We start from the raw sequence: 26,096 nt of genomic DNA, 5'->3' as shown, positions 1-26,096 counted from the left end.
GTCAAGCCATGGCGCGTTGCACACGCACCGTGGTGTTGATGACCCGGGCCAGCTTGTCGGCGTACTCGGGGTCGGTGGCATAGCCGGCTTTTTGCAGGCCGCGGGCAAAGCCTTCGGCGCTGCCGTTTTGCGCCTGCGCCACCACATTGCGGTAGCGGTCGTTGTTGCCGATCAGCTTGGCATAGTCCTTGAAGGCGTCCTGGTAGTTGTCGTAGGCGCGGAACTTGGCCGTGACCTTGGTGGCTTTGCCGTCGATGAATTCGGTGGTCTGCACCTCGGCGACCTTGCCGGTCCAGCCCGGCGTGGCCTTGATGCCGAAGACATTGTGCGAGGGCGTGCCGTCCTTGGCCGTGATCTCGCGGCGGCCCCAGCCCGACTCGTGAGCGGCCTGGGCGAGCATAAAGCTGGCGGGGATGCCGGTGGCAGCCTCGGCGGCCTTGGCCGCGCCATCGTGCTTCTGGATAAAGCTCTGCACATGGGGCGCGATGCCCTTCTTGGCCAGGGCCGGCAGGGGCTGCAAGGTCTTGGCGGCATCGCCTTTTTCGCTGATGCCCATCTGGCGCTGCAGCTGACGCTGGATGGCGTCGGACAGGCCGCCCGGCAGGCCGGTCATCTTGCCGGCAAACTGGGTGTCCAGCATCTCGGTGCCCAGTTGCGAGCCGGGGTTGTCCAGCATGCCGGAGGCCAGGGTGGAGGCGCGCATGCTCTTCATCACCTCTTGCATGAAGAGCGATTCGAATTGCTTGGCCGTCTCGCGGATGCTGGACTTGGGGTCGCGTGCGGCAGCGGCGCGCAAGGCCTCGATGGAGCGGTTGTCGGTGCCGACACTGGCGTTGCTGCTGCTCAGATTGCTCTTGAGGCTGCTGCTCAGGCTGGCGCTCATGCTGTTCATGGTGCTGGGTGAGATGCCCATTTCAAATCACCTCCAGCTCAGCGTTGAGGGCGCCGGCGCTCTTCATCGCTTGCAGAATCGCCAGCAGATCTTGCGGTGTGGCGCCCAGGGAGTTGAGCGCTTTCACCACATCGGCCAGGCGGGCGCCGGCCGGCAGCTGGATCAGCGAGCCGGGGTCTTGCTTGATCGTGATGTCGGTCTTTTCGGTCACCGTGGTCTGGCCGCCCGACAAGGCATTGGGCTGGCTGACCTGGGGGGTGGAGCTGATGGTGACGGACAGATTGCCATGCGCCACCGCGCATGCGGCCAGCGTGACGGCTTGATTCATCACCACCGAGCCGGTGCGGGCGTTGATGACGATGCGGGCGGCGGGTGCGCTCAACTCCAGCGTCAGGTTCTCCATATCGGCCAGGAAATTGACCCGCTCATCCGGGTTGCTGGGCGCGCGCACGCGCACGACACGGCCGTCCACCGCCTGGGCCAGGCCTGCGCCCTTGGCCTTGTTGATGGCAGCAGCGACGGCACGGGCGGTGTTGTAGTCGCTGGCGTTCAGATCCAGTTGGACGAATTCGCTGTTCTGCAGTGGGGTGGGCACCGAGCGCTCCACCGTGGCGCCGCCGGGGATGCGGCCGGCCGAGAGATGGTTGATCTGCACCTTGGCGCCACCGGCAGCGGCGCCTGCACCGCCGACGATCAGATTGCCCTGGGCCATGGCGTAGACCTGGCCATCGGCACCTCGCAGCGGGGTGGCGATCAGGGTGCCGCCACGCAGGCTCTTGGCATTGCCGACCGAGGAAACGTTGATGTCCAGCGGCTGGCCGGGCTGGGCGAAGGGGGGCAGGGAGGCCGTCACCATCACGGCCGCGATATTGCGCGGCTGCATGGTCACGCCGGGCGGCAGGATGACGCCAAACTGCTGCAGCATGGCGGCCAAGCTTTGGCCGGTGTAGGGGGCTTGGGTGGTCTGGTCGCCGGTGCCGTCCAGGCCCACCACCAGACCATAGCCGGTCAAGGAGTTGCTGCGCACGCCTTGCACGGCGGCGACTTCCTTGATGCGAGCGGCGAGAGCGTCGGTGCTCAAGCCCAGCCAGCCGAACAGGGCGCACAGCAGGACGAAGCAGTGGCCGAGGCTGTAAAAAGGCTGGGTTTTTGAGGAGGTTTGCATGATGGTCGTGAAGAGGGACTCTCACGACCGATTCTGGGCAAACTTAAGTCGGCGAAAGGTTCAAAAAGAAGCGGGACAACCAGCCTATTCCGTGGGCATCGGAAGTCGGGCCGCGGCCGCGCTGCTCGATGCGCACATTCGCCACCGAGGCCGAGGGCACCACATTGCCCTGTGCGATGGCGCGCGGGTCCACCTGGCCTGAGAAGCGCAGCACATCGACGTTGTGATTGACGCCGATCTGTTTTTCGCCCGAGATCATCAGGTGCCCGTTGGGCAGCACGGCCGTGACCACGGCGGTGATGCTGCCGGAGAAGTCATTGGTGTTCTCATTGGCTCCCTTGCCTTCTGACTTGATGGCCGAACTGCCGGTTGCCGTGGACCGCGCAAAAGCGCCGGGGCTGACGAAGGGGATGGCGCTGACGCCCGCGGACAGCGAGCCGCTCTTGTCCAGGGTGCTGGTGGAGGACTGGCTGGCCGAGACCTTCTCGACGATTTGAACCGTCAAGGTGTCGCCCACCAGGCGGGCGCGGTGGTCCTCGAACAAGGGCCGATAGCTGGCCGCCTGGTAGATGGAGCCGTTGGCCGGGGCCTGGGTGGGTAGGGGCGGCAGATTGACCACCGGGGTGTGCTGCAACTCCACATGCTGTTGCGGGTAGAGCGCGCCGCAGCCGCTCAGGGTTAGCGCCAGCGGGGCGAGGAGCAGCAGAGGAATGGCTTTGAGTTTTGTCATGGCTTGCCTCACTCGGCGCTTAGATCTGCGCCAGCTTTTGCAGCATTTGGTCGGAGGTCTGCACCGCCTTGGAGTTGAGCTCGTAGGCGCGCTGGGTCTGGATCATGGCGACCAACTCCTCCACCACATTGACGTTGGAGGTTTCCACATAGCCTTGCTGCAAGGCGCCCAGGCCATTGGCGTTGGGTGCGCCGGCATTGGGCGTGCCGGAGGAGGCGGTCTCGGCAAACAGGTTCTGGCCCTTGGGGTCCAGGCCGGCCGGATTGACGAAGTTGGCCAGCTGAATTTGGCCCAAGGTTTGTGGTGTCGTCTGGCCGGGCACGGTGATGCTGACCGTGCCGTCATTGCCAATCGTGACGCTGGTGGCATTGCTGGGCACGGTGATGCCCGGCAAGAGGGTGTAGCCATTGTTGGTCACCATCTGGCCATTGGCATCGAGCTGGAAGGAGCCGTCGCGGGTATAGGCCGTCGTGCCATCGGGCATCTGCACCTGGAAGAAACCATTGCCCTTGATGGCCAGATCGAGGTTGTTGGTGGTCTGCTGCAGATTGCCCTGGCTGTAGATGCGCGAGGTGGCCACGGGGCGCACACCCAGGCCCAGTTGCAAGCCGGTGGGCAACTGCGTTTGCTCGGTGCTGTTGGCGCCGCTTTGGCGCAGGTTTTGGTAGATCAGGTCTTCAAACACCGCGTGCGAGCGTTTGAAGCCATTGGTGCCGACATTGGCCAGATTGTGGGAGATGGTGTCCAGCTGGGTTTGCTGGGCCTCCATGCCGGTCTTGGCAATCCAGAGTGAGCGGATCATGGTGGGTTCCTATGAAAAGGTCTAACTGGTGCCGAGCAGCTTGGCGGACTGCTGACCTTGGGTCTGGGCGATCTGCAAGAGCTTCATCTGCTGTTCGAATTGGCGGGCCGCGGCAATCATGCTGACCATGGTCTCCACCGGGCTGACGTTGGAGCCTTCCAGCGCGCCGTCTTGCAAGCGCGCCGCGGCGTCGGCGGGCAGGTCACCGTCGGCGGCGCGGAAGAGTCCGTCGGTGCCGCGGGTCAGCGGTGCTTCTGGCGTGACCAGCTTGAGCCTGCCGATCGCGGTCGGTTTGCCATTGGGCGGCGTGGCGGTGACGGTGCCGTCACCGGCGATGCTCAGCTCGGCATTGGGTGGCACATTGATGGGCCCGCCATCACCCAGGACTTGCAATCCGTTGCGCATCACCAGCAGGCCCTCGGAGCTGACGTCCAGGGCGCCCGCGCGGGTGTAGGCCTCGGTGCCGTCCAGCCCTTGCACCGACAGCCAGGCATTGCCCTTCATGGCCACATCGAGATTGCGGCCGGTGGACTGGATGACGCCGCCATCCGGGTTGTAGCCGGTGGTGGTCTCCAAGGCATAGGCGCGGGTGCTGGCGCCGCTGCCTTGTACGGGCACGGCGCGAAAGGCTTGCAGCTCGGCCCGAAAGCCATTGGTCGAGACATTGGCCAGATTGTTGGCCAGCACGTCCTGTCGCTGCATCGAGGCCTTGGCCCCGGCCATCGAGAGGTAAATCATGCGGTCCATGGCGGCGTCCGATCAGTGTGAGTCAGGCAAGAAAAGATCAGCGCAGATTGACGATGGTCTGCAGCACCTGGTCTTGGGTCTTGATGGTCTGCGCATTGGCCTGGTAGGCACGCTGGGCCGTCACCATATTGACCAGCTCGGCGGTCAGGTCAACATTGGATTCCTCCAAGGCGCCCGATTGCAGCTTGCCCAGATTGCCGTCGCCGGCCACACCCACCACCGGCTCACCCGAGGTGAAGGTGCGGGCCCAAACATTGCCGCCCATGGGTTGCAGGCCTTGCGGATTGCGGAAGGTGGCCAGTTCGACCTGACCGGCCGGCTTGGATTGACCGTTGGAGTAACGCGCCATCACGATGCCGCTGTTGTCGATCAAGATGCCGGAGAGCTGGCCCGGGGCGTAGCCGTCCTGGGTCAGATTGGTGACGGCAAAGCCCGACCCGTTTTCGGTGGCGCCCAGCATGTCGAAGCTGATGCCGGGGATGGCCAGGGTGTCGGCACCCTTGGCGTTCTTGCCCGCCGGGATGTCCATATTGACCACGGTGGTGGGCGAGCTGGGTGAGCCGCCGGTGGCCGGGAAGGTCACGGTGGTGTAGGGCGTGGTGGGGTTGCCGGCCGCGTCGATTTCGATGGCGTTGCCAGCGGAGTCGGTGTCAAACGGCGTGCCATTGGCGGTGGCGTAGACATTCCAGGTGGTGCTGCCGTCGTCGGCCGTCGCGCCCTTCTGGAAGTAGAGGGTCACCGCGACATCCTGACCCTTGGCGTCATAGGCCGTCAGCGAGGTGGCGTTGTTATAGGTCAGCGGGCTCTTCAGGTCGATGCCGGTGTCGACCCCGTCATTGGGGGCCGTGACCTTGACCCGCGAGTCCAGATTGAACTCGGTGGTGATCTTGGTGGTGGTCTTGGGCGCGATGCCCGAGGTGGGCAGCTTGAGAGGCTGGGCCAGGCCGGGCTGGATGATGCCCGAGCCGTCGGCTGGGTAGCCCATCAGCTTGAGCTGGTTGTTGTTGACGATAAAGCCCTCGCGGTCCACCTTGAACTGGCCGTTGCGGCTGTACTGCACCGGGTTGGCGCCGTCGCTGAGTTGGAAGAAACCGCCGCCATTGATGGCCAGGTCCATGGGGCTTTCGGTGGTGGTGATATTGCCCTGGGTGAATTGCTGAGCCACCGCAGCGAGACTGGTGCCGATACCAACGGGATTGGAGCCCGCACCATTCAAGGCGCCAGCATACACATCCTGAAACTCCGCGCGTGAGGACTTGGAGCCGTAGGTGCTGGAGTTGGCGATGTTGTTGCCGATGACGTCCAGATTCTTGCTGGAGGCATTGAGACCGGAGAGACCTTGTTGAAAGCTCATGATGTGGAGTCCTGGTGGGTTCTTCTTGCGGGCGCCGGGAGGGGTGTCTCGGGCTTAGTTGAGGCTGGCAATCTTGCTGTAGTCGACCAAGCCCAGGTTCTGCAATTGCAGCTTCAGGCCGGTACCGCTGGTGTTGACGGCCACCACCTTGTCCTGTGCAAAGGTGCTGGAATTGACCGCCTTGGCGCCATTGCTGGCGGTGATGCGGAAGGTCATCTTTTCGTTCGCTGCAACGCTGCTGGCTGGCCAGGTGAAGTTTTGTTGGCCCGTGCCCTGTGCGCCCAGCTGCACCGTGTCCATCACGATGCCGGCGGCATTGAGGACCTCGAGCTTGACCGCGCTGGCGGGTGAATCCAGGCTGTAGCTGCCGGCGCCGACGCCGTTGTTGATGTTCAGCTGATTGCCCGGTGTGGTCACGGTGTGGCCCACCAGGGAGATGCTTTGCAAGCCCTGCATCTGATTGAATTGGGTGCTCAGCGACTTGATGCTGCTGTCCAGGGTGCTGATGCCGCTGACCGTCTGGATTTGCGCCATCTGGCTGGTCACCTGGGCGTTGTCCATGGGGTTCATGGGGTCCTGGTTCTGCATCTGTGCGACCAGCAGCTTGAGGAAGCGGTCCTGCGTGTCGGCCGCATTCTTGGTCGCGCCGCCCGTGAGGTTGGTGACCGAACCGTTGGTGGCGGTGGTGGGCGAAGTTGTGGTGATGGCCATGGAGGATGCTCCTGTGGAGGGATGAGCGGCAGGCGCCTAGATCAGGACTGACCCAGCTGCAAGGTCTTGAGCAAGAGGTTCTTGGTCGTGCTCATCACCTCGATATTGTTTTGATAGGACCGCGAGGCCGAGATCATGTTGACCATCTCCTCCACGGTGTTCACATTGCTGTAGGTCACATAGCCATCGGCATCGGCCTGGGGGTGCTTGGGGTCCAGCACGCGGCGGCCGGGGGTCTGGTCCTCGCTGATGGTGCTGACCCGCACGCCGGCGGAGGCGATGTCATTGCCCGCACCCATCAAGGCGGTCTGGAAGACCACCTGTCTTGCCTTGTAGGGTTGGCCATCGGGGCCGGCCACGGTGTCGGCATTGGCCAGGTTGCTGGCCACCACATTGAGACGTTGGCTTTGCGCGCTGACCGCGCTGCCCGCCACACTGAAGATTTGAAACATGGACATAAGAGCGGCTCCTGCCTGTTCTGCGGCTCAGGGCTTAGCCTGCGTTGGGCGACTTCATCGCGTCCAGTGCGGTGCGCACCGAGCCATTGATGAAACGCAGCGTGGCCTCGTACTTGACCGAGTTGTCCGCAAAATTGGCCCGCTCGCGGTCCATATCCACCGAGTTGCTGTCCAGATTTGTTTGCGCTGAGGTGGCGTAAAGCAGCTGCGATTCGCTGCGCGCACCCGCGGCCGGAGCGATATGGCCGCTCTGGGTGGTGTTCAAAGCGCCGGAGCTCAGGCTGCTCCCGGTGGCCTCGCGCAGAGCGCGGGCGAAATCCATATCGCGGGCCTGATAGCCCGGGGTGTCGGCATTGGCAATATTGCTGGCGAGCATGCGCTGACGTTCCGACCGCAAGGCCAGGGCCTGGGTCTGAAAGTTCAGCGAGTCGGTCAATCGGTTCAGCATGATGCGTACCCCTTGTATTCCTGCGTCTTTCGCTCCAACCTGCCCGGCGCATGGCGGGTCTCGGTCTGCGGGTGAATAGACGATGTGACCGGATTGTGTTGGCCTGCTTCAAAAACATTAGCGGGAATAACAAGTGCTTTGGCCTGCATTTCGGCGCTAGGCCCAGGGTTCATCGGTCTAAAGTCCAGCCATGTTCCAAATTCGCCCCCCCTCCCAGTTGCGCCGCCTTGCTTGGCAGCGCAGCGCCGCCCAGGCCCTGGCTGTGCTGGCCTGCGCTGGGCTGGTGCTGCCCCAGGCCCAGGCCCAGGCCCAGGAGGCTGGGGTGCTGGCGCCCGAGTTGCTGGGCCGGGTGCAGTCCTTGGCCCAGAACGGTGCGCGGGCCGGTATGCCGGCTCAGGCCCGGGTGGATGTGGAAGTGGGCAAGCTGGATCCGCGCCTGCGTCTGGCGCCCTGCTTGCAGGTGCAGCCCTATCTGCCTGCCGGCTTGCAGATGTGGGGGCAGACCCGTATCGGCCTGCGCTGTGTGGATGGCCGAGCACGTTGGAATGTCAGCCTGCCCGTCAAGGTGCGGGTATTCGCCCGCGCCGTGGTGGCGACCGACCCCCTGCCTGCAGGGGCGGTCTTGGCTCAGGAACAGCTGTCCATGGCCGAAATAGATATAGCCGCCGAACCGGGCGCGGTGTTCACCGACGCAACAAGCCTGAATGGCCGCGCGCTGGCCCGCCCCGTGGCGGCCGGTGAGGCGGTACGCAGCAGCAGCTTGAAGCTGCGCCAAGTTTTCGCGGCGGGTGACACCGTCACCGTCTTGGCGAGCGGCCCGGGCTATTCCGTGGCCGGTGAAGGACAAGCTTTGGCGGCCGGCCTGGAAGGGCAGAACGTCAAAGTGCGGTTTGACAATGGTCGCGTTGTGACCGGTCGTGCGATTGGCGAACGACGGGTCGAGGTGCTGCTGTGAAGATGAACACGAAATTTCAGTCTTGTGAGAGCCCGGCTCTGCGCAAGCGACCTGCCAGTGATGAAATGCCCGGTGCTGGCGGGTTTTGTGTCGAAAGTCCTCAAGGTTTCATGCCCCGCGTCGATACACCGGACAACGTAGAGAGGTTTGGGTGCGCCCAAGCCTATGGAGAACATCATGAAAATCGGTAATAGCCCAGACATAGCCGCGACCGCGGTTGGCACGGAGAAATCCGCGGCCGGCCAGGCCGGTCGTGCGCCGGCCCCGGGGGCTGGTGCGGCCAGTGGAGCAAAAAATACTCCGCAAGCCAGCGCCACCATCCAGCTCTCCAGTGCCGCGACCAAGTTGCTGTCGGGCGTTTCGGAAGAGGGTAGCTTCGATGCGGCCAAGGTCGATCGGATTTCCCAGGCCATCACCGACGGCAAGTTCACAGTCAATGCCGACGCGATTGCCGACAAGCTGATCGCCAATGCGCAGGAATTGATGGGCCGGATGGCGCCTCACTGATTGTTCGCCCCGGTTGCGGCCAGGCCTTGGGGCTGCCGCCACCGCCCGGACTGAAGATATGGGTGAGGCCGTTTGACGGGCTCGCCGGTCTCGATCACGCTTTCTCAACGCCTGATGGCGGGGATAGTCATGCAAGCTTTGCCTCCCTCCGAACCGAACGCCGCTGCGGCGAGTCAGCAGCTTGAACAGCCTCTGGTGGAGGTGGAAAACTGCCTGAATCTGCTGGGCGAGGCCTTGCTGCGCCGCGACAGCCAAGCGATCGAGCAAAACGCCGCCAAGCTGCATCAAGCCCTGGCCCTGGCCATCAACTCCTTCAGCGAAGCCGCTCGTAGCGGCGCCGTGCCCGCCCATCTGCGCCATCGCCTGGTGCAGGCCGGCGGCCGCGTTGCCGCTCAGCGCGAGTCACTGGCCCGTGCCACCGCCGCGCTGGACCGTGCCATCGATGTGTTGATGCCGGCCGAAGCCAATGCCGTCTATTCCGCCCTGGGCAAGACCGAACGCAAGAGCCTGGGGGGCTCCATCCAGGCCTGAGTGATCCGCCTCAACCCCAGCAAAAAGGCCACGCATGCGTGGCCTTTTGCATTGTGGCGGCGCCAAGCTCAGCGAGTGGCCTTGCGGCTGACGCAATCCAGATAGGCGTGACCGTCAGGTGGCAGGCCGCTGCGCTGCGAGGCCCAGATCATTTCGCCCAGGCAGTCCATGGCGGCGTGATGCGCCTCGTGCAAAGAGTTGCGGCGGGCGGCCAGCAGGTCCACCGCCTGACGGATGCCGTGGGGCTGGTCGATGGAGTGCTGCTCGCTGATGGTCAGATGCATGGACAGGTGCAAAAAGGGGTTGGTGCGCCCTTCTTCCACGCTGTAGACGGCCGCCAGCGCCGCCTCTTCGTCGGCCAGTTCGGCGTGGTATTCGGGATGCTCGCGGATCCAGTCGGCGGCAATCACCTCCATGGGAATCAGCGGCGCGCCATCGCGCAATTTGCGGTAGGTGGCGCAGAAAAAACGCCGGACTTCGAGTTGTGAGGGGGCAAACATGGGGGCTATTGTCGCCGCTGCTCGCCATGCCAGTCCTGGGCCGGGCTTTGGCCCTCGGCACGTTCCTTGGCGAACAAGGCTTCCAACTGCTCCCGGCCCTGCTTGGCCACCGCGATCAGCGCCGCCCGGTCACGGGCGATGGGCAGGGTCGTTTCCAATTGCTGCAGATTGTGTTGGCGAAAACGCCAGGCCAGTTTGCGCGCGGCATGGGCTTGCAAGCCCAGCAGCTCCAGCACGCTGCGGCCGCTCATCAGGGCGGCGTCCAGGGTTTCGCGTTCGATCAGCGTGACGCCCAATTCGCGCAGACGGTAGTAGTGCTGCACATTGCGGGCGCGCGCCACGATTTGCAGCTGCGGGAAATGGCTGCGTGCCAGGGTGGCGATCTCCAGGCTTTGTCCCACATCGTCCACCGCCAGCACCAGGATTTTGGCGGTCTCGGCACCTGCGCTGCGCAGCAGATCGAGCCGGGTGGCGTCGCCGTAAAACACCCGCCAGCCGAATTGCCGCATCAGCTCGATCATCTCGGCATCCTGGTCCAGCACCGTGGCCTCATAGCCATTGGCGTAGAGCAGGCGGCCGACGATCTGGCCGTAGCGGCCGAAGCCGGCAATGATGATGGGTGCCGGCGTGAGCGGCGCTTGGCTGGCCGCGTCGGGCAAGGCGCGCCGGGCCAGACGAGGCAGCAGCAAGCGGTCGGCCAGCTGCAAAAGCGCGGGTGTGCAGGCCAGGGACAGGGCCACGGCCGCCACCAGGGCCGAGTTCTGCGTGGCGTTGATCAGGCCCGAGCTCTGGGCCAGCTGGAACACCACAAAGCCGAACTCGCCGCCCTGGGCCAGCAGGATTACGAACACCGGCCGCTCCAGCAGTGGGATCTTCATCCAGCGGGCCATCAGCGTCAGCAGCAGGCCTTTGAACAGCAGCAAGGCCGCCAGCGGGCCAAAAACCAGGGGTGCATGCGTCAGCACCACGCTCAGATCCAGGCCCATGCCGGTGGCGATGAAAAACAGGCCCAGCAGCAGGCCTTTGAAGGGTTCCAGATCGGTCTCCAGCTCGCGCCGGTATTCGCTCTCGGCCAGCAGCACACCGGCCAAGAAAGCGCCCAGGGCCATGGACAAGCCCACCTCATGCATCAGCGCCGCCGTGCCCAAGACCAGCAGCAAGGCGGCGGCGGTGAAGATCTCGGGCGTGCGGCTTTGGGCAATCCAGCGCAGGGCCGGGCGCAAGAGTAGGCGACCGCCAAACACGATGGCCAGGATCACGCCCAGTGCCTTGGCCGCCTGCCAGCCGCCTGAACCCTCAGCGGCGGTCGCCGCGCCGCTGGCCGCCACGATGGGCACCAGGGCCAGCACGGGGATGGCGGCGATGTCTTGCAGCAAGGCCACGCTGAGAATGCTCTCGCCCGCCGTGGTGCGGCCCAGATTGCGCTCGGCCAGCACCGCCAGGGCCACGGCCGTGGAGGACATGGCCAGGCCCAGGCTGGCCACCAGGGCCAGATTCCAAGTCACACCCAGCAGCAGGGCCAGGCCGAATAGCAGGGCGGTGGAGCCCAGCAGCTGCACCGAGCCCCAGCCAAAAATCGGCCGCCGCATGGCCCAGAGCCGCTTGGGCTCCAACTCCAGGCCGACCAGAAACATCATCAAGACCACGCCGAACTCGGCCACCTCCAGAATGGTGGCAGGCGAGCTGACCAGGCCCAGCACGGCCGGGCCGATCAAAACCCCGGCCACCAGATAGCCGAGGATGGAGCCCAGGCGCAGCCAGCGCGCCAGGGGCACGGCCAGCACGGCCGCGGCGAGGAAGACCAGGGGCAGATGCAACCAGGAATCAACGGCCATTTCAGAGGCTCCTGAGCTGCTGGGGAGGCAGGGGGCTGAAGAGCGGCGGGCGCTCATCCAGGCTCAGCTCTTCCGCCGGGCTGGCGGTGGGCTCGGCGTTGCCGCCGCCAATGTGCGGATAGGCCAGCAGGGTTTGCACAAAGCCCAGCGCATGCTGGTGCAGTTCTGCGTCTGAGACCCGGTGCGCCTCGTGCAGGATCAGGGGCGGCAGCTGGCGCATGCCGCAAAGCCGCGCGATCTGGGCATAGGGCAGCAGAAAATCTTCGATGGCATGGCCGTGCGGGCCTTGCGGGCTGTAGTCCGAGCGGCTGCCTCCGGTCGATGTGGCCAGCCAGCAGTCCTTGCCCGCCAGCGCCCGGCCGCCGGGGCCATAGGCCCAGCCGAAAGCCAGCACCTCGTCCACCCAGAGCTTGAGCAGGGCCGGCATGCCATACCAGTGCAAGGGCTGCAGCAGCACGATCAGCCGGGCCTGGCCGAGGGCGGCTTGCTCGGCGTCCAGATCGAGGGCGTAGTCGGGGTAGCGCTGGTACAGGTCCCTCAGCGCGATGCGCGGGGAGGCGGCCGCCGCGACCGCTTGGGCCATCGCGCGGGTGACCCGGGACCGGTTCAGATCGGGGTGGGCTTGAAGGATCAGGATCTCGCTCATGCACCTAGCCTAACCCGAGACGGCGACCGGGGCGCTACCATTGCGCGCACGCATCTCATGCAAGGAGTCAACATGCCCGTGATCCTGGTCGCGAATCCCAAGGGTGGGGTGGGGAAGAGTACCTTGGCCACCAATATTGCCGGCATGCTGGCTTGGCGCGGTCACAAGGTGATGTTGGGCGATGTGGACAAGCAGCAATCCTCGCGTCGTTGGCTGGCTCTGCGCCCGCCGCATTTACCGCAGATTCAGGGTTGGGACTTCGATGGTCGTGACACGGTCAAACCGCCCAAGGGTGTCAGCCATGTGGTGATAGACACTCCCGCCGGCCTGGACGGCAAGAAGCTGAAGCTGCTCTACAAGCTGGCCGACAAAATCATCATCCCCTTGCAGCCCAGCTTGTTCGACATCCAGGCCAGCTTTGACTTCGTCAGCCACTTGCACGAACAGTTTCGTCAGCCCGATCAAACCAAGCACCGGCCCGAGCTGGCGCTGGTGGGCATGCGCGCCAAGGAAGGCACTTTGTCAGTCGATCAGCTGCAACATTTCTTACCCCAGATGAATGCGCCTTTTCTTGGCTTTTTGCGCGACACACAAAACTATGTGCAACTGGCCGCTCGCGGCCTGACGCTTTGGGATGTTGCGCCCGGTCGGGTGGAGCGGGATCTGCAGCAGTGGCAGCCCTTGGTGGCTTGGTTGGAGCGTCGGCATGCGTGAGTTTGAGAATCTGGCGGAACTGTCCGCTCTGGTGGGGCAGGACATCGGTGTCAGCGAATGGGTGTTGGTGGATCAGGACCGCATCCAGAAGTTCGCTGACGCCACCGACGATCAGCAATGGATTCATACCGACCCGCTGCGCGCTGCCGCCGGGCCTTTTGGCTGCACCATTGCCCACGGTTTTCTGACCCTGAGCCTGCTGCCCATCTTTTTCGAGACCGGCTTTCGCATCAAGACCGTGCGCATGGGCCTCAACTACGGCCTGGGTCGGGTGCGCTTCCCGGCGCCCGTGCCGGTGGGCAGCCGGCTGCGTGGCCGCTTCAAGCTCAGGAGCCTGGAGCCCATCGCCGGAGGCGCGCAGATCAGCATCGAGGTGTCTGTGGAACGTGAGGGTTCGGACAAACCGGTCTGCATTGCCGAATCGCTGACCCACCAGTTCGAATAGGCGCGAGCTTGGCGCCCCTGGGCTTGCGATATCACCCTTTGTGGGTGTGCCAATTCCGCTGGCCCTGACCTATCATGCCCAGCCTTATGAAGATGAATTTGAAGCAAAGCAGGGGTGGGTGGGCATGAAGGTCTTGTTGATTGACGATCATCCGCTGATCTTGTCCGCTTTGAAGACGGTGATCGAGGGCCTCAACAAGGAGGTGGTGGTGGTCGGAGCGGACAGCGCTGCGGCCGCCCGCCTGGCCTTGCAGCAGAGCGACGATTTCGATCTGGTGCTGCTGGACCTGCAACTGGGAGACGCCAGCGGTTTTGATGTGCTGGACGAGTTCCGCGAGAGCTATCCGGCCCTGCCTGTGGTGGTGATCTCGGCCTCGGATCGGGCCAGCGATGTGATCCGCTCCATCGACCAGGGCGCCATGGGTTTTGTGCCCAAGCGCAATAGCACCGAGCTGCTGGCCCAGGCGCTCAAGCTGGTGATGGCCGGTGGCATTTATGTGCCGCCCATGACCTTGGGCCAGGAGGCGGTGGCGTCCAGCCCGACGCCGGCCAAGGGTCCGGCCACCGCTCAGCAAAACAAGCTGCAGCAGATTCAACAAGAGGCCCTGGCCTCCAGCTACCAGACGACGACCGGCTTGGAGGGTTTGTCCCTGACTCCGCGCCAGACCGATGTGCTGGCCCTGCTGCTGCAAGGCAAGCCCAACAAAATCATCGCGCGCGAGCTGGGGGTGTCGGTGGAAACCATCAAGGACCATGTCGCCGCCGTGCTCAAGGCCCTGGGCGTGGGTTCACGCACCCAGGCCGTGCTGGCCGTGGGTCAGTTGGTGCAAAAGCAGCCGGAGGCGCATTTCTCCACCTGGCGCAACGGGCAGCCTTGAGTCGGTTCTAGCTTGGTTGGTAAGCCAGGCGGACGTAGATAGGGGCGAAGGCCTCGGCCTGGGTGATTTCCAGCAGGCGTTCGCGGGCCAGCTCCAGCATGGCGATAAAGGTCACCACCAGCACGGCTTGGCCGCGGCTGACGTCGAATAAGTACTCGAACTCGACAAAGCGTTGGCCCTGCAGGCGGCGCAGCACGATGCTCATATGCTCGCGCACCGAGAGTTGCTCGCGGCTGATGCGGTGATGCTGGTTGAGCTTGGCGCGGCGCAGAATGTCCAGCCAGGCGTCGCGCAGGTCGACCGCTTCTACATCGGGGAAGCGCGGCTGAAGCGACTGCTCGATATGCACGGCGGCACGCAGAAAATCCCGGCCCATCACCGGCAGGGCGTCCAGCTTGGCCGCAGCCAGCTTGATCTGTTCGTATTCCAGCAAGCGGCGTACCAACTCGGCGCGCGGGTCTTCGGGCTCGCTGCCGTCCTCGGTCTTCTTGGGCGGCAGCAGCATGCGAGATTTGATCTCGATCAGCATGGCCGCCATCAGCAAATACTCGCTGGCCAGCTCCAAATTGTGCTTGCGCAGCTGGTCGACGTAGCTGAGGTATTGGCGAGTCACATCCGCCAGGGGGATGTCCAGAATATTGAAGTTCTGGCGCCGAATCAGGTAGAGCAAAAGATCCAGCGGCCCCTGGAAGGCCTCCAAAAACACCTCCAAAGCATCCGGCGGGATGTAGAGGTCCAGCGGCATCTGGAACAAGGGCTCGCCGTAGAGGCGGGCCACCGCCACGGCATCCACCGTCTCGGGCAGGCCGGGCAGGTCCTGGTCCGCCTCGGCCAGAGGCGGCAGGCTCAGTTCAGCCTTCTGGCTCAAGGCGAAGAATGGGAGGCGATGACAGGGGTCTGAGTGAAGCCCAGGGCTTACTTAGACTTGGTCTGGTAGACGTAGGGCTGTTGGGCCACGCGGGCGATGCGGTAGTCCGCTTGGGCGCTGCGGTCCACGGCCTTGTCCCACAGCAGGGCGCGACCGGCCAGTTGCTCTTGCTCCAGCGTCGGGCGCTTTGCCTTCAGCTCGTCGATGAAGGTGGTGGCTTCGGACTTGTAGGCTTTCCAGAACAATGGCATGGCGGTGTGGGATGAGGGTTTACGGACGGACGAAGCCTTCATTTTACAGGGCTGGCATCGCCCCTGACCCGGTCGATATGCATTTGGCTCAGCAACCAGTCTGAAAGCTCGGGGTAAATGCCTTTGGGGCCCAGGGCTTGCGCCAGGCCGCCGCGCTGCACCAGGCTGGCGGGCTGCTCATTGAGCCCGCACAGGATCAGCTTCTGGCCCTGGCGTTCCAGGATGCGCTGCAGCTGCAGCAGGGCGTCCAGGCCCGAGGTGTCGATGGAGATCAGGCGTTGGGTGTCCAGCACCAGGGTGCGCACCTCGCTGCCAAGATTCTCGGCCAGGCCCTCCACCTTGCCGACCGCGCCGAAAAAGAGCGAGCCATACAGCTCGTAGACACGGGTCTGACTCGCGACATCGCTGGCCAGATAAGGCAGTTCCAGGGGCTGAACCTTGAACAGCGTGCTCATGCGGTAGATGAAGAAGACGCAGGCCAGCACCAGGCCGGCCTCGACCGCCACCGTCAGGTCAAACACCACGGTCAGCACAAAAGTGCCCAGCAAAATCGTGCGATAGGGCAGGCTGAAATGGCGCAGGCGGGCGAACTCGTGCCACTCACCCATATTCCAGGCCACCACCAGCAAGAGCCCGGCCAAGGCAGCCAGGGGGATGTTGGAGGCCAGCGGCGCGGCTACCAGCACGATGATGAGCAGGCAGAGGGCATGCACCATGCCTGCCACCGGGCTGCTGCCTCCGGCCTTCACATTGGTGACGGTGCGGGCGATGGTGCCGGTGGCGGGGATGCCGCCGAAGAAGGGCGTCACGATATTGGCAATGCCCTGAGCCATCAACTCCTGGTTGGGGTCGTGGCGCTTGAACTCGGTGAGGTTGTCGGCCACCCGGGCGCAGAGCAGGGATTCGATCGCGCCCAAAATGGCAATGGTCAAGGTGGGCATGAAGAGCAGCCGCGCCGAGGCCCAGCTCAGCTCCGGCAAGGCAAAGCTGGGCAGGCCTTGCGGTATGCCGCCGAAGCGGCTGCCTATCGTGTCCAGCGGCAGCTTCAAAAAGTAGGTGGCGGCGGTGGCTGCCGCCAAGGCGATAACGGTGCCGGGTAGCTGGGCCATCCAGCGCTTGGCCTTGCCGCCCAGGGTCGGGGCGTGGCGCTCCATTGCATAGGTCTTGGGCCAGAGCAGCACGATCAGGATGCAGCCCGTGCCGACCAGCAAGGACCAGGGATTGAACTCCCGCCAATGGCCCATCAGCACGCCGATCTGGCTGAAGAAGTCGGCCGGCATCTTCTCGATCTTGAGCCCCATGAAGTCCTTCAGCTGTGACAAGCCGATCAGGATGGCGATGCCGTTGGTGAAGCCGATCACGATGCTGACCGGGATGTAGCGCACCAGGGCCCCCAGCTTCAAGGCACCCATCGCAAACAGCAGGCCGCCGGCCAGCATGGTGGAGATCAGCAGATTGGCCAGGCCATAGCGCTGCACGATGCCGTAGATGATGACGATGAAGGCACCGGCCGGCCCGCCGATCTGCACATTCGAGCCGCCCAGGGCCGAGATCAGAAAGCCCGCGATGATGGCGGTGAACAAGCCCTGCTCGGGCTTGACCCCGGAGGCAATGGCAAAGGCCAGGGCCAGGGGCAGGGCGACCACGCCGACGGTGAAGCCCGCCCCAAGATCCCCGACGAAACGCGCGCGGGAGTAATCCTTCAACAGCTCCAGGGAGCGGGGGCGAAAGCGGTGGAGTGAGGGCAACATGTGCGAATCATTGTGCGCCCGCGAGCCCGCAAAAGGGAACGGGCCGCCCCTGCAATTTGCAGGGAGCGGCCCGTGATTTGTTGGCGTTTTTTAACAGTGCTTGCGCCCTGTCAATGGCCCGCGCTGATTCGATTTACCCCACACGCATGCCGGGTTGAGCGCCGGGGAAGGGCTCCAGCACAAAGATGCCGGGGTTGACCTTGGGATCGGCGTGGCTGGCGGCGAGCACCATGCCTTCGCTGATGCCAAACTTCATCTTGCGCGGCGCCAGATTGGCCACCATCACGGTCAGCTTGCCTTCCAGGTCTTCGGGCTTGTAGGCGCTCTTGATGCCGCTGAACACATTGCGCAGGCGGCCTTCGCCCGCGTCCAAGGTCAGGCGCAGCAGCTTGTCAGAGCCTTCCACATGTTCGGCCTTGACGATTTTGGCGATGCGCAGATCGACCTTGCTGAAATCGTCGATCTTGATCTCGGGGGCGATGTCCTCACCGCCCGGCACGACCTTGGGCGCAGGTGGCGCTTCAAACAAGGCCTCCACCATCTTGGCATCCACCCGTTGCATCAGATGCTCGTAGGCGCCGATCTGGTGGGCGCCCAGGGCGCGGGCGGCGTCGGCGAACTGCAGAGGCTGCACGCGCAAGAATGCCTCGACCTTGGCGGCCAGGGCCGGCAACACCGGCTTGAGGTAGATGGTCAGCAGACGGAAGGCCTCGATACAGACACTGCAAACGTCTTGCAGCACGGCGTCCTTGCCTTCTTGCTTGGCCAGCTCCCAGGGCTTGTTCTGGTCCACATACTCGTTGACGCGGTCGGCCAAGAGCATGGTCTCGCGCAAGGCCTTGCCGAACTCGCGCTCCTCGTAGAGCTGGGCGATGGCGGGCGCTTGGGCGCGCAGGCCGTCCAGCAGGCTGCGGCCTTCCACGCCGAGGTCGCCGGAGAGATGGCCGCCAAAGCGCTTGGCCAGGAAGCCGGCCGCGCGCGAGGCGATATTGATGTACTTGCCGACCAGATCGCTATTGATGCGGGCGACGAAGTCCTCGGGGTTGAAGTCGATGTCTTCGACCCGGTTGTTCAGCTTGGCGGCAATGTAGTAGCGCAGCCACTCGGCGTTCAGGCCCAGGCCCAGATACTTCATCGGGTCCAGGCCGGTGCCGCGGCTCTTGCTCATCTTCTCGCCGTTGTTGACGGTCATGAAGCCGTGCACAAAGACGTGGTTGGGCGTCTTGCGGCCGCTGAAATGCAGCATGGCCGGCCAGAACAAGGTGTGGAAGTAGGTGATGTCTTTGCCAATGAAGTGGATCTGCTCCACCGTCTCGTCGGCCATGAAGGCGTCGAAGTCGCGGCCGGTCTTGCCGAAGTAATTCTTCAGCGAGGCCAGGTAGCCGATGGGCGCGTCCAACCAGACGTAGAAATACTTGCCCGGCGCGTCAGGAATCTCGATGCCGAAGTAGGGCGCGTCGCGGCTGATGTCCCAGTCACCCAGGCCGCCCTTGCCTTCTTCGTCCTTGGCAAACCATTCCTTGATCTTGTTGAAGACCTCGGGCTGCAGGCGGCCGCTGCTCTGCGTCCACTCTTCCAGGAAGGCGATGCAGCGCGGGTCGCTGAGCTTGAAGAAGTAATGCTCCGAGCTCTTCAGCACCGGCGTGGCGCCGGTCAGCACGGAGAAGGGGTTATTCAACTCGGTCGGGGTGTAAACGGCGCCGCAGTTCTCGCAGGAGTCGCCGTACTGGTCCTTGGCGCCGCATTTGGGGCACTCGCCCTTGATGAAGCGGTCGGGCAGGAACATGCCTTTTTCGGGGTCGTAGAACTGCTCGATGGACTTCACATCGATCAGCTCCTGGCGACGCAGGGCGCGGTAGACGTCCTTGGACAGCTCGTGGTTCTCCTCGCCGTCAGTCGAGTGCCAGTTGTCAAAGCTGATATGGAAGCCGTCCAGATAGGCTTTGCGGCCCGCAGCGATATTGGCCACGAATTGCTGCGGGGTGATGCCGGCCTTTTCGGCCGCAATCATGATGGGCGCACCATGGGCGTCATCGGCGCAGACGAAATGCACCTCCTGGCCCATCATGCGTTGGAAGCGGACCCAGACATCGGCCTGGGTGTATTCCATGATGTGGCCAATATGGAAGTTGGCGTTGGCGTAGGGCAGGGCGGTGGTGACGAAAAGCTTGCGAGTCATGGTGTCTGGGGCGACGGTGAGGTGGGCTCAGCGGCTGCGCCGGGAGGGAGAGCAAGAGAGGCATTTTAGGCCTTGGCAGGCCATCACATTTGCGGGCAAGCGCAGGGCCGCTCAGGCCCTGCCTGGCGCGCAGTCTGGGCGGCCAGGGGCAGAGTGGCGATAAGCCCTGCCAGTGCCGAGCGGGCAACCGCTGAGCTTGCGCGTCAGGCGGTGCCCCGGCTTTGTTTGGCTCCTTGCTTCAGGCCCTGTGCGTTCGCGCGGCAATCAGTGCCCGGCAGGGAGCCAAAAAACTCAGGCCGTCGTGCTGGGTGGCGTGGTGTCGGCCGCGCCGGGCTCGCTGCCGGCCTCGGCCTGGTCCTGGGTTTCGTCCTGACCCGACGCGTCACCGCCTTCGGGCTTGTTGGCCTTGCGCATGCGTTTTTCTTCGGTCTTGCGCTTCTTGGCCAGCTCGCGTTGGCGTTTTTCGTATGAGTAGTTGGGTGTGGCCAAAGCCGTGCTCCTGCTTGAGGCCCGCAATGTGCGGGTTTGCCTTCAATGTAACCGCTGCGAGGGACTTGCGGCTCGCCGTGGCCTTGCCGACCCTTGGTCTGATCGGCCCGACTTTGAACTTCAGTTAGCGCCGGAACTTCAAAATTGCTTCAAACAACGCCGCTAAGTTGCTGATTCTTATGGCCTGAAAAGGCTATCCACCGCAGCTGTGGATAACTTTGTGGACAAGGCCTCTGCATAGGCCCCAAACCCTTGTCCCGCCGTGCCTAGGCTTAGCTTGCCTCATTTCGCGGCACTTGCGGGCTTTCTATATGAATCAATCACTTAGCCTTGACTTGGCGTCGATATCGGGTCTTGCCCGAATGTGGGTTACAAACTCTTGACGGCGCTTCAAAATGGGGATAAGTCGCTCGGGCTAGCATAGTTTTTTGGGCTTTTCTGGTGTTTGGCGACGCCTTGGTGGGCGGCCTATCCCCAGCGACTGTGGATATCTTTGTGGGTGACCTGACCACAGCTTCGCTAAGTGCTTGTGGGGCCTAGGACTTTGCTAGCCTGCTCAAATTGGGTGCAGCGCCCCAATAAATCCATCTCTCTTGTGCGAATAGCTGAGTTTTCTGTTTTCCAGCTGCTTTTGGCGAGGCTGAAGCGGCCTGCGAAAAGATAGCTAAGTGTTTGATTGGATTAGGAAAATTTCTGCCGCGCCGTGATTTGAATGCACACAGCTGTCGGCTCGCGCAAGAAGGCGGGTCGTCCTGCTCTGAACCTATCCCCAAGGATTGTGGATATCGCTGTGGGCCAAGTTGGAAAGCGAGGTCTAAGTGATTGATTTACAAGGCTATTGCCTAGGATGCGTGAAAATGGGGCAGGGGCTGGATGCGCGCGACAGGGGCTCGCTCTGTGGCTTGCGGGCAATGCCTGAGTCAGCCTCATTTTTGAGCCACTAGAATCTTTCGATTCGCACAACAGCAAAGCATTCGATGGCTCAGGCACAGATGGGAAGGGCGGCGGCTCGGACTAGCTCCAGAGCGGCTGACGTTTTCGAGTTGAAGAGTGCCAGCCTCAGCCTGCTGGCGCTGGTCCTGAAATCTGCCAGCCTGCCAGATTTGGCGGCGGAACTGGCGGCCAAGCTGGGCGATACCCCCGATGTTTTCAGCCAGGAGCCTCTGCTGCTGGAGCTGGGCTTGCTCAAGCGTGAGAGCGGCGATGCGCCACTTGATGTGGCAGCCCTGGTGGCTTTGCTGCGCCAGTACCGCTTGCAGCCCGTGGCCTTGCGGGGAGCCTTGCCGGAAGAATTGAGCCAGGCTTTGGCCCTGGGTCTGGCCGAGGCTCCGGCCGACGAAGCGCCGCCGCGCAAGGAAGCGCCCCGTGCCGAGGCGCCAGCGCCGGCCCCGGTGCAAGAAGTGATTCGTGAAGTGATACGCGAGGTGATTGTGGAAGTGCCGGTCGCCGCACCGGCAGCCCCCGCAGCGCCCGCCGATAGCGGCGTGGTCAAGACCTTGGTGATAGACAAGCCCCTGCGTTCGGGCCAGCAGGTCTATGCCAAGGGCGGCGATCTGGTGGTGTTGGCGGTGGTCAACCCCGGTGCCGAGGTGATTGCGGACGGCAGCATCCATGTCTATGCCCCGCTGCGCGGCAAGGCGATCGCGGGTGCGAAGGGCGATACCAGCGCGCGCATCTTTGCGCTGAGCTTGGAGGCCGAGCTGATTGCCATCGCCGGCACCTACCGAACCACCGAAAATCCCCTGCCCGAAGCGGTGCTGGGCCGTGCGGCGCAGATTCGCCTGGAGGGCGAAAAACTGCTGATGGAGCCGCTCAAGCTGTGAGTGCTCTGCCTGCGAGCCGCGCCATCGGCGGCGGCCAAGAATTTTTATCAAGAAGAATGTTCTGAACAGGTGCCGGGCGAGAACGGCCGGCACTTTCGAATCGAGTTTTTGAAAGGATTGATTTCGATGACCAAGATAGTCGTGGTGACCTCGGGCAAGGGTGGCGTCGGCAAGACCACCACCAGCGCCAGTTTTGCAACAGGCCTGGCCCTGCGCGGCCATAAGACCTGCGTGATCGACTTTGACGTGGGTCTGCGCAATCTGGACCTGATCATGGGCTGCGAACGCCGCGTGGTCTATGACCTGATCAATGTCATCAACGACGAGATCAAGCTGAGCCAGGCCCTGATCAAGGACAAGCAGCTGGACAAGCTCTACATCCTGGCCGCCTCGCAAACCCGCGACAAAGACGCGCTCTCGGTCGAGGGCGTGGAGCGGGTGCTGGAAGAGCTCAAGACCATGGACTTCGAGTACATCGTCTGCGATTCACCCGCCGGCATCGAGACCGGTGCGCTGATGGCCATGCACTTTGCCGACGAGGCCCTGGTGGTGACCAACCCCGAAGTCTCCTCGGTGCGCGATTCGGACCGCATCCTGGGCATGCTGAACAGCAAAACCAAGCGGGCCATCGAGGGTAAGGAGCCGATCAAAGAGCATCTGCTGATCACCCGCTACAACCCCAACCGGGTCGAAGGCGGCCATATGCTGTCCCTGGAAGACATCCACGAGATCCTGCGCACGCCCTTGATCGGCGTGATCCCGGAGTCTGAGGTGGTCTTGCAAGCCTCCAACCAAGGCTCGCCCGCCATCCATATGCAGGGCACCGATGTGTCCGAGGCTTACAAGGATGTGGTGTCGCGCTTTCTTGGCGAAGAAAAGCCCATGCGATTCATCGAGGCCGTCAAGCCTAGCCTCTTCAAGCGCCTCTTCGGCGGCAAATAAGGAGGGCGGGTCATGGGATTTCTAGGTTTCTTTCTGGGCGAGAAGAAAAGCACGGCCAGCGTCGCCAAGGAGCGGCTGCAACTGATCCTGGCGCATGAGCGCAATGGCCGTTCGGCCAAGCCGGACTATCTGCCGCAGTTGCAAAAAGAGCTGATCGCCGTCATCTCCAAATACGTCAATATCAAGGCCGAGGACCTCAAGATCAATGTCGAGCATTCCGGCGATCTGGAGGTGCTGGAGGTGAAGATCGAGCTGCCGGATTCGGCCCGCTAGGCCTTCGTTGCCGAGCGAAAAAAAGGGGCGCCAAGCTGCATAGCTTGGCGCCCTTTTCTTTTGCTTTGTCGCCGGCTTACTCGTCGATCAGGCGCCGCATGCGTTGGCGCATCTTGCGCTCTTGCCTCTCGACCTCCTGGTAGTCCTCACGCACCCCGCGCCATAGCGAGACGGCGATCAGGATCAGCACCACAGAGAAGGGCAGGGCAAAGACGATGGTGGCCGTCTGCACCGCGTCCACCCCGCCCACCGACAGCAAGCTGGCCGCAATCGCCGCCACCAGCAGACCCCACATGATCTTGACCTGATTGCTGGGATCGGGCTTGCCCTCGCTGCTCATCATGCTCAAAACCAGGGTGGCGGAGTCGCCCGAGGTGACGAAGAAGACGGCGACCAGGATGGTGGCCGCCACGCTCATCAAGCCGCCCAGAGGCAGGGCGTCGAACATGGCGAACATGGCGGTGGCCACATCAAGCTTGACGGCATCGGCGATCGGAATCTGTTTGAAGATTTCCAGATTCAGGGCGGTGCCGCCGAAGATGGAAAACCACAGCGCCGCGGCCAGGGTGGGGGCCAGCACCGTGCCCAGGATGAATTCCCGAATCGTGCGACCGCGCGAGACACGGGCGATGAAGACGCCCACAAAAGGCGACCAGGAGATCCACCAGGCCCAGTAAAACACCGTCCAATTGCCCACCCACTCGCTGTCGCGGAAGGGCGTCATGCGCAAGCTCATGCGCACAAAGTCGCCCAGGTAGGCGCCCAGGGTGTTGGTCAGGGTGTCGATGATGGCGACCGTGGGGCCCAGCACCAAAATTGCCAGGGCTAGCAGGGCCGCCAGGACCAGATTGGCGCTGGACAACCATTTCACGCCCCGGCCCACGCCACTGACGGCCGAGAGCAGGAAGAGCGAGGTGGTCGTCACGATGATGATCAGTTGTGAGCTGAAGTTCAGCGGCATGCCGAACAGTCGGTTCAAGCCAGCATTGATCTGCAAAGCGCCCACGCCCAGCGAAGCGGCCACGCCAAAAGCCGTGGCCACGATGGCCAGCACATTGGCCAGCGGCCCGATGCGGCGGGCGAAGTGCCAGGGCAGGGCGTCGGTGGCCGAGCTGATCAGGGCCGGCTTGTTGCGCCGGAACTGGAAGAAGGCGATGGCCAGGCCCACCACGCTGTAGACCGCCCAGGGATGCATGCCCCAGTGGAAGAAGCTGTAGCGCATGGCCGTGTTGGCCGCGTCCACCGAGCGTGGCAGCACGCCGGGCGGCGGGTTGACGTAGTGAGAGATGGGCTCGGCCACGCCCCAGAACACCAGGCCTATGCCCATGCCGGCCGAGAACAGCATCGCAAACCAGGCGCTGCCGGAGAACTCGGGCTCGTCGTCCTCATTGCCCAGCTTGAGCTGGCCGTAGCGGCTGAAAGCCAGCACCACGCACATCAGCACCAGGCCCAGCACGATCCACAAATACAGCCAGCCAAAGTTGCGGGTGACCTGCGCCAAGGCGCCACTGAAAAAGACCGACATGGATTGCGGGGCGATCAAGCCCCACAACACGACGATGGCGATTGTTCCGGCTGAGATCCATTTCTGCATGCCAAGCCCTTTCTTCTGGTGTAGCGGGGCCAAGGCAAGACTTGACCCCATTGACCACAGCCCCAGCATATGCGCCGCCGAGGCGGGCAGGTAATAGGGTGTTGTCGGATTCAAAAAAATGCGCAGACTCCTAGCGGACCGTGGGCGGGGACTCCTTTTGTATCAACGGCCGCCGTTTTGCCGCGCTTGTTCCCGCAGCATGAAGAGATAAAGGCTTTCAACCTTGGCGCGGGCCCAAGGTGTCTTGCGCAGGAATTTCAGGCTGGAGGCAACGCTGGGGTCGCTCTGGAAGCAACGGATGGCGATGCGCTCGCCCAGCTCCTGCCAGCCGAAATAGTCCGCCAGGGCGGTGACGATGGCCTCCAGGGTGAGGCCGTGCAAAGGGTCTTTGGCGTTGTGATTCATTCGTGATCGAACTGCTGCCAGTTCTTGCCCTTGAACTGGGCGTAAAAGTTTTTGATGGCCTGCATATCGGCCTCGACATCGCCCGAGGGTTGGAACACCGGCCCGAGGCCGCTGAGCTTGCGCTCGTAGTCCATATAGGCCATCACGATGGGCACTTGGGCGGTATGGGCGATCCAGTAAAAGCCCGTCTTCCAGTAGCGCGTCTTGCTGCGCGTGCCTTCGGGCGGCACGATCAGCTGCACCGGGCCGTCGGCGGCCACCAGGGCCGCGGCCGAGGCCGCCACCAGATTGCTGGACTGCTCGCGATTGACCTCGATGCCGCCCAACCAGCGCATCAAGCCGCCAAAAGGGAAACGAAAGATTTGCCGCTTGCCCATCCAGTAAATATTCAGGCGTAGGGCAAAGGCCACCATCAAGGTATAGGGCAGGTCCCAGTTGCTGGTGTGGGGCGCGGCAATCAACACGCATTTGTTCTGCCCGGCCGGCAGGCTGCCGTCCAGCTTCCAGCCCTTGAGCTTGAGGAAGGCCAGGGAGAAGGCACGCAGGGCCGTGTTGACAAGCGGCGTCGTGAAAATGGTTCTGTGCATAAGGTACTTCGAGGCGGCCCGTTCACAGGAGTGCGGGCCGGATGCAGGGCAAGGAGAGGGGGAAACAAGGGCCGGGGGACCAAAGCAGACGGGCTGCTCTTGGGCCTTTGTCAGGGTCCGATTATCCCGCGCTTGGCCTGGCGCGACCGGCGGGCTCGGTTTTGCTGCGCCTCAGCCGGGCAAGAACAGGCGCAGATCGCTGCGTGATTCGGCCACGCAAGGCAGGATCCAGCCCTCGGCTTTTTCTTCCCGCGACAGGCCCGGCCACTCGATGCGGTAGGCGATCTCGCCCGCCACCAGCTTGCAGAGGCAGGCCCGGCAAGTGCCGTTGCGGCAGGAGCTGGGCAGGGCCACGCCCTGGGCCAGGGCGGCTTGCAAAAGGCTTTGCCCGGCTGGGCTGCGGAATATGGCTTGAAGCCGGCCCTGCAGCTCGACGCGGTAGTCGGTGCCGATGGCCTCAAAGCCGGCCGGCCCGGCCTTGGGCCTGGCTAGGCGCGCTTCCTTCTCGCCTGAGGGTTTGTGCTGATTAGTCATGCATTTTTCACGTCAATGAAAGGAACAGCTAAGGCCTAAAACAGGCAGACTTCCAGGCATAAAACCTCATCGAAGAGGTGTGC

At 63.4% G+C, this 26,096-nt stretch carries 30 protein-coding genes; 9 read left to right on the top strand and 21 right to left on the bottom strand.

All coding sequences use genetic code 11. The features are described from left to right. Position 1: 1 nt before the first annotated feature. From flgJ to flgB, 9 genes are read right to left on the bottom strand one after another with little or no spacing between them, the layout of a single operon-like run. Positions 2 to 883, bottom strand: a complete 882-nt coding sequence (flgJ, locus tag DBR47_RS17920; protein WP_124452732.1) for a flagellar assembly peptidoglycan hydrolase FlgJ — start codon at positions 881 to 883, stop codon at positions 2 to 4. A 31-nt stretch (positions 884 to 914) separates the two neighbouring features. Next, entirely contained in the window at positions 915 to 2,057 is a 1,143-nt protein-coding gene (locus DBR47_RS17915) for a flagellar basal body P-ring protein FlgI (protein WP_124452538.1), read from the bottom strand. Between the two features lie 43 nt (positions 2,058 to 2,100). Then, the gene (locus DBR47_RS17910) at positions 2,101 to 2,787 is read right to left on the bottom strand and encodes a flagellar basal body L-ring protein FlgH (protein ID WP_124452536.1); all 687 of its coding nucleotides are present in this window, start codon (positions 2,785 to 2,787) and stop codon (positions 2,101 to 2,103) included. 19 nt (positions 2,788 to 2,806) lie between these two features. After that, positions 2,807 to 3,589 carry a flagellar basal-body rod protein FlgG gene (flgG, locus tag DBR47_RS17905; RefSeq protein ID WP_124452534.1) on the bottom strand — a complete coding sequence of 261 codons (783 nt, stop codon included), beginning with the start codon at positions 3,587 to 3,589 and terminating at the stop codon, positions 2,807 to 2,809. 21 nt (positions 3,590 to 3,610) lie between these two features. After that, positions 3,611 to 4,336, bottom strand: a complete 726-nt coding sequence (gene flgF, locus DBR47_RS17900) for a flagellar basal-body rod protein FlgF (RefSeq protein WP_124452532.1) — start codon at positions 4,334 to 4,336, stop codon at positions 3,611 to 3,613. Positions 4,337 to 4,373: 37 nt separating this feature from the next. Beyond that, positions 4,374 to 5,690, bottom strand: a complete 1,317-nt coding sequence (gene flgE, locus DBR47_RS17895; protein ID WP_124452530.1) for a flagellar hook protein FlgE — start codon at positions 5,688 to 5,690, stop codon at positions 4,374 to 4,376. A gap of 54 nt (positions 5,691 to 5,744) precedes the next feature. Continuing rightward, entirely contained in the window at positions 5,745 to 6,401 is a 657-nt protein-coding gene (locus DBR47_RS17890) for a flagellar hook assembly protein FlgD (protein ID WP_124452528.1), read from the bottom strand. A gap of 41 nt (positions 6,402 to 6,442) precedes the next feature. Further along, entirely contained in the window at positions 6,443 to 6,859 is a 417-nt protein-coding gene (gene flgC / locus DBR47_RS17885) for a flagellar basal body rod protein FlgC (RefSeq protein ID WP_124452526.1), read from the bottom strand. Between the two features lie 34 nt (positions 6,860 to 6,893). Next, positions 6,894 to 7,307: a flagellar basal body rod protein FlgB gene (gene flgB / locus DBR47_RS17880; RefSeq protein ID WP_124452524.1), complete on the bottom strand. Its 414-nt coding sequence runs from the start codon at positions 7,305 to 7,307 to the stop codon at positions 6,894 to 6,896. Positions 7,308 to 7,497: 190 nt separating this feature from the next. On the opposite strand from flgB, the gene flgA reads away from it, so the two are divergent. The 3 genes from flgA (at position 7,498) to DBR47_RS17865 (ending at position 9,300) form a co-directional block, all read left to right on the top strand. Continuing rightward, positions 7,498 to 8,262: a flagellar basal body P-ring formation chaperone FlgA gene (gene flgA, locus DBR47_RS17875; protein ID WP_124452523.1), complete on the top strand. Its 765-nt coding sequence runs from the start codon at positions 7,498 to 7,500 to the stop codon at positions 8,260 to 8,262. Positions 8,263 to 8,439: 177 nt separating this feature from the next. Continuing rightward, the gene (gene flgM / locus DBR47_RS17870) at positions 8,440 to 8,769 is read left to right on the top strand and encodes a flagellar biosynthesis anti-sigma factor FlgM (protein ID WP_124452521.1); all 330 of its coding nucleotides are present in this window, start codon (positions 8,440 to 8,442) and stop codon (positions 8,767 to 8,769) included. Positions 8,770 to 8,898: 129 nt separating this feature from the next. Next, entirely contained in the window at positions 8,899 to 9,300 is a 402-nt protein-coding gene (locus DBR47_RS17865) for a hypothetical protein (protein WP_124452519.1), read from the top strand. A gap of 68 nt (positions 9,301 to 9,368) precedes the next feature. On the opposite strand, the gene DBR47_RS17860 is transcribed toward DBR47_RS17865, so the two are convergent. From DBR47_RS17860 to DBR47_RS17850, 3 genes are read right to left on the bottom strand one after another with little or no spacing between them, the layout of a single operon-like run. Then, the gene (locus DBR47_RS17860; RefSeq protein WP_124452517.1) at positions 9,369 to 9,800 is read right to left on the bottom strand and encodes a DUF1841 family protein; all 432 of its coding nucleotides are present in this window, start codon (positions 9,798 to 9,800) and stop codon (positions 9,369 to 9,371) included. A gap of 5 nt (positions 9,801 to 9,805) precedes the next feature. Further along, positions 9,806 to 11,635, bottom strand: a complete 1,830-nt coding sequence (gene kefC / locus DBR47_RS17855) for a glutathione-regulated potassium-efflux system protein KefC (RefSeq protein ID WP_124452515.1) — start codon at positions 11,633 to 11,635, stop codon at positions 9,806 to 9,808. A gap of 1 nt (position 11,636) precedes the next feature. Further along, positions 11,637 to 12,281 carry an NAD(P)H-dependent oxidoreductase gene (locus DBR47_RS17850; protein ID WP_124452513.1) on the bottom strand — a complete coding sequence of 215 codons (645 nt, stop codon included), beginning with the start codon at positions 12,279 to 12,281 and terminating at the stop codon, positions 11,637 to 11,639. A 72-nt stretch (positions 12,282 to 12,353) separates the two neighbouring features. On the opposite strand from DBR47_RS17850, the gene DBR47_RS17845 reads away from it, so the two are divergent. From DBR47_RS17845 to DBR47_RS17835, 3 genes are all read left to right on the top strand, one after another. Further along, a complete protein-coding gene (locus DBR47_RS17845; RefSeq protein WP_124452511.1) occupies positions 12,354 to 12,995 on the top strand; it encodes a ParA family protein in 642 nt (213 codons plus the stop codon). Further along, positions 12,988 to 13,440 (top strand): MaoC family dehydratase, encoded by a 453-nt coding sequence (locus DBR47_RS17840; protein ID WP_124452509.1) that lies wholly within the window; start codon positions 12,988 to 12,990, stop codon positions 13,438 to 13,440. The genes DBR47_RS17845 and DBR47_RS17840 overlap by 8 nt, the downstream gene beginning before the upstream one ends. Positions 13,441 to 13,564: 124 nt before the next feature. Continuing rightward, a complete protein-coding gene (locus DBR47_RS17835) occupies positions 13,565 to 14,317 on the top strand; it encodes a response regulator transcription factor (RefSeq protein ID WP_124452506.1) in 753 nt (250 codons plus the stop codon). Positions 14,318 to 14,324: 7 nt separating this feature from the next. On the opposite strand, the gene DBR47_RS17830 is transcribed toward DBR47_RS17835, so the two are convergent. The 5 genes from DBR47_RS17830 to DBR47_RS17810 form a co-directional block, all read right to left on the bottom strand. After that, positions 14,325 to 15,167, bottom strand: coding sequence for a ScpA family protein (locus DBR47_RS17830; RefSeq protein WP_231512383.1), 843 nt, complete (start codon positions 15,165 to 15,167; stop codon positions 14,325 to 14,327). A 65-nt stretch (positions 15,168 to 15,232) separates the two neighbouring features. After that, positions 15,233 to 15,436 carry a DUF3460 family protein gene (locus tag DBR47_RS17825; protein WP_124452504.1) on the bottom strand — a complete coding sequence of 68 codons (204 nt, stop codon included), beginning with the start codon at positions 15,434 to 15,436 and terminating at the stop codon, positions 15,233 to 15,235. 38 nt (positions 15,437 to 15,474) lie between these two features. Next, on the bottom strand, positions 15,475 to 17,187 hold the full coding sequence (locus DBR47_RS17820; RefSeq protein ID WP_124452502.1) for a SulP family inorganic anion transporter: 1,713 nt from the start codon (positions 17,185 to 17,187) through the stop codon (positions 15,475 to 15,477). 133 nt (positions 17,188 to 17,320) lie between these two features. Further along, positions 17,321 to 19,366 (bottom strand): methionine--tRNA ligase, encoded by a 2,046-nt coding sequence (gene metG / locus DBR47_RS17815; RefSeq protein WP_124452500.1) that lies wholly within the window; start codon positions 19,364 to 19,366, stop codon positions 17,321 to 17,323. Positions 19,367 to 19,657: 291 nt separating this feature from the next. Beyond that, entirely contained in the window at positions 19,658 to 19,855 is a 198-nt protein-coding gene (locus tag DBR47_RS17810; RefSeq protein WP_124452498.1) for a hypothetical protein, read from the bottom strand. A gap of 992 nt (positions 19,856 to 20,847) precedes the next feature. Between DBR47_RS17810 and minC the strand changes: the two genes are divergently transcribed. The 3 genes from minC to minE all read left to right on the top strand — a co-directional run bounded on the left by minC (position 20,848) and on the right by minE (position 22,893). Continuing rightward, positions 20,848 to 21,678 carry a septum site-determining protein MinC gene (gene minC / locus DBR47_RS17805; RefSeq protein ID WP_124452727.1) on the top strand — a complete coding sequence of 277 codons (831 nt, stop codon included), beginning with the start codon at positions 20,848 to 20,850 and terminating at the stop codon, positions 21,676 to 21,678. Between the two features lie 126 nt (positions 21,679 to 21,804). Then, the gene (gene minD / locus DBR47_RS17800; RefSeq protein WP_124452496.1) at positions 21,805 to 22,620 is read left to right on the top strand and encodes a septum site-determining protein MinD; all 816 of its coding nucleotides are present in this window, start codon (positions 21,805 to 21,807) and stop codon (positions 22,618 to 22,620) included. A 12-nt stretch (positions 22,621 to 22,632) separates the two neighbouring features. After that, on the top strand, positions 22,633 to 22,893 hold the full coding sequence (gene minE / locus DBR47_RS17795) for a cell division topological specificity factor MinE (protein ID WP_124452494.1): 261 nt from the start codon (positions 22,633 to 22,635) through the stop codon (positions 22,891 to 22,893). Positions 22,894 to 22,969: 76 nt separating this feature from the next. On the opposite strand, the gene DBR47_RS17790 is transcribed toward minE, so the two are convergent. From DBR47_RS17790 to DBR47_RS17775, 4 genes are all read right to left on the bottom strand, one after another. Beyond that, positions 22,970 to 24,487 carry a BCCT family transporter gene (locus tag DBR47_RS17790; RefSeq protein ID WP_124452492.1) on the bottom strand — a complete coding sequence of 506 codons (1,518 nt, stop codon included), beginning with the start codon at positions 24,485 to 24,487 and terminating at the stop codon, positions 22,970 to 22,972. Positions 24,488 to 24,649: 162 nt separating this feature from the next. Next, complete coding sequence (locus DBR47_RS17785) at positions 24,650 to 24,892, bottom strand: VF530 family DNA-binding protein (protein ID WP_124452490.1); 243 nt, start codon at positions 24,890 to 24,892, stop codon at positions 24,650 to 24,652. After that, positions 24,889 to 25,479 (bottom strand): 1-acyl-sn-glycerol-3-phosphate acyltransferase, encoded by a 591-nt coding sequence (locus DBR47_RS17780; RefSeq protein ID WP_124452488.1) that lies wholly within the window; start codon positions 25,477 to 25,479, stop codon positions 24,889 to 24,891. Before DBR47_RS17780 ends, DBR47_RS17785 begins: the two co-directional genes overlap by 4 nt. A 171-nt stretch (positions 25,480 to 25,650) precedes the next feature. Next, positions 25,651 to 26,013 carry a 2Fe-2S iron-sulfur cluster-binding protein gene (locus tag DBR47_RS17775; RefSeq protein WP_124452486.1) on the bottom strand — a complete coding sequence of 121 codons (363 nt, stop codon included), beginning with the start codon at positions 26,011 to 26,013 and terminating at the stop codon, positions 25,651 to 25,653. Between the last annotated feature and the right edge of the window lie 83 nt (positions 26,014 to 26,096).

This window comes from Paucibacter sp. KBW04 (assembly GCF_003852425.1).
Lineage (GTDB): Bacteria > Pseudomonadota > Gammaproteobacteria > Burkholderiales > Burkholderiaceae_C > Paucibacter_A.
This window is presented reverse-complemented; position numbering and strand designations above follow the sequence as displayed.